The sequence below is a fragment of the Salinarimonas ramus genome (genome assembly GCF_014645695.1).
Classification (GTDB): domain Bacteria; phylum Pseudomonadota; class Alphaproteobacteria; order Rhizobiales; family Beijerinckiaceae; genus Salinarimonas; species Salinarimonas ramus.
In genome coordinates this window covers 1-2,294 of sequence record NZ_BMMF01000029.1, presented here as the reverse complement: position 1 = coordinate 2,294, position 2,294 = coordinate 1, and the positions used below count along the sequence as shown (strand labels likewise).

2 protein-coding genes are annotated in these 2,294 nt (G+C 73.5%); both read right to left on the bottom strand.

Annotated features, from left to right (window positions below; all coding sequences use genetic code 11):
- The coding region (locus IEX89_RS24020) for a hypothetical protein (protein WP_188915831.1) at positions 1-497 on the bottom strand (497 nt) is incomplete at its 3' end.
- 8 nt (positions 498-505) lie between these two features.
- On the bottom strand, positions 506-2,294 hold a 1,789-nt coding region (locus tag IEX89_RS24015; protein WP_188915830.1), incomplete at its 5' end, for a hypothetical protein.

Here is a 2,294-nt window from a genome sequence, read left to right as displayed (position 1 = left end):
GCGAGCGCCGCTCTTCCGAAGCTCGTGCCGCGCGCCGGCAGCGGCTCGGGCGCGCCGTCGGTGCAGCCCTCCATGTCCGGCGCCCGCCCGTCGACGACGACTAGATGCATCTCGGCGTCCATCCGCCCGCCCTCAGCGTGCGTGACCCACGTGCCGACGAGGAGGCGCGGTCCGGCGCGGCTGAACGAATACAGCGTGTCGAAGCCGGCGATGCGCAGCGTTCCCGACCAGCCGTCTCCGACGGCGTCCGGCACGAGGAAGAGCCGGTGACCCTGCACGTCGACCGTGATCTCCCGTCCGCAGCGACCGACCGCGATGGAGGCCGGGTCGTCCGAGGCGGATCCCGGCACCGTGTAGCGGTGGGCGGGAAAGGTCCCGGTCACCTCGGAGGACACGAGGCGCCCCGAGCCGGCACAGAACAGGGGGACGTCGTGATGGGTCTGCGCCAGCGCGGGCCCGACGAAGAGGAGGCTCAGGAACGAGGCGCGGAACAGCATGGGGGCTCCTATCGATCGACGCGGGGCAGGGTCGGCAGGGAGGGAAGCGCATCGCCGATCGGCAGGCGCGGCAGCGGCGCGTCGGGCCCTTCGCAGGCGGATGCCGGCCCGTAGCCGGCGCGGGCGCGCAGACGGACGACGGCGAGGCGCCGATCGACCGCCTCACCGTCGGCGAAGCGGGTGAACTCGGCCGCGATCTCCATGTCGACCGAATCGCGGCCGAGGACGTAGACGGCATCGGCGCCGATGTTGCCGGTGAACGCGTAGAGCCGCGTCAGATCGGTGTGCAGGCCCGGGGTCGTCTCCGCCGACATGCCCCCGCTCATCCGGCTCGTGCCGCCCCGCCGCCCGTCGATGGGCGGATCGAAGGTGAGCGTGAGCGAGGGCCCGGGCTCCGAGCGCGGATGGTTGACGAGCAGGGTCCGGAGCCGCAGCTCGCTCGTGACGGGCTCGTCCTTGGGACCGAAGCGGTTGTCGGCCATGGGGAAGAGATCCAGGACCCCGTCGCCGCCGCGATCGAAGCGGGAGTCGAGCACGACCGGGAAGTACGTCCAATAGCCGCTGAAGCGCTGCCCGCCGAGGCTCACCTCCCAGAAGCAGGTGCAGTTGCCGATTCGGATGCGGCGCGAGGCCGTGAGCGCCGGCGCCGCCGCGTCCGCGAGCGTGATCGTGACGTCGCGGCCGCGGGCGTCGGGCGCGGTGTAGAGGCCGGTCGCATCGATGCGCCCCGCGCTCGCGGCCCAGACGGGGCGGAGCGCGGCGGCGCTGCCGGCGTCCACGGAGCCGTCCGCGAAGATCGTGAGCGTCCGTGCCGCGTGGGGCCAGATCGCCTCGAAGCGATGCGTCTCCCCCGGCTCCAGGCAGAGTGGCGAGGCCGCGATGCGCGGCAGCGCCGTCTCGATCACGCCGAAGCCGTCGCGCGCCGGCGCGTCGGGCAGGCCGCGCAGGCCCGTCCGCGTCCGCGGCGTCGCCCGCAGCCGGACCGGGTAGGACGCCTCGGTGACGCCGGTCGTGACGTCGACGCTCGGCGCCTGCGTGCCGATGGGCGAGAGATCCGCCGCGCCGCCCTCGAGCACCCAGTCGAGCGTCGGGTCCTCCGCGCCGGTCACGCTCGCCCACAGGCGCACGCGTTCCCCCGGCGCGACGGTCGAGGAGCCCGGCGACACGGAGACGCGGATCGGCTCCACGGACAGCCGGACGAGCTCCGCGGCGAAGACGTGGCCGAAGAAGCTCGGTTCGGAGGAGACGTAGAGCGTCGCCTCGCCCGTCGCGCGCGCCCGGTAGCCGAGCGCGCCGCTGCGCACGAAGGGCGCGTTCGCGGCGTCCATGACGTGGATCCGGTGGTGGGCGGGGTCCGAGATGTCGACGGCGCAGAACGTCTGGGCGGGAACGCGGATCCGGCTCACGCCGCGCTGCGTGGCGCGCGTCGAGATCTCGGCGAAGGCCGCCCAGCCGACCAGCTCACCGAAGGTCTCGGACGGCACGCCCACCTGCACGGCGGCGCCCATCAGGTCGAGCACGAGCTTGTCGAGCGCCCAGCCTTTGTTGGCGGGCACGATCCGGATCGCCGTGATCGCTCCGTCGGGGTCGCTGTCCTCCAGGAAGCGGCGTCGCGTGGTCTCGATCTGCAGGCGCTGCGCGCGGGAGGGGAACAGGTTGTCGGCGTAGCCGTAGGCCATCAGCTTCGTCGTGTTGTAGGCGGCGTAGGCGCCCAGCGCGGTCGCGAGGCGCTCGTTCTTCGTGACCGTCGCCGCGAGCGCACCAAGGCCGAGGAGCCCGTTCGCCGCCTCCAGGTAG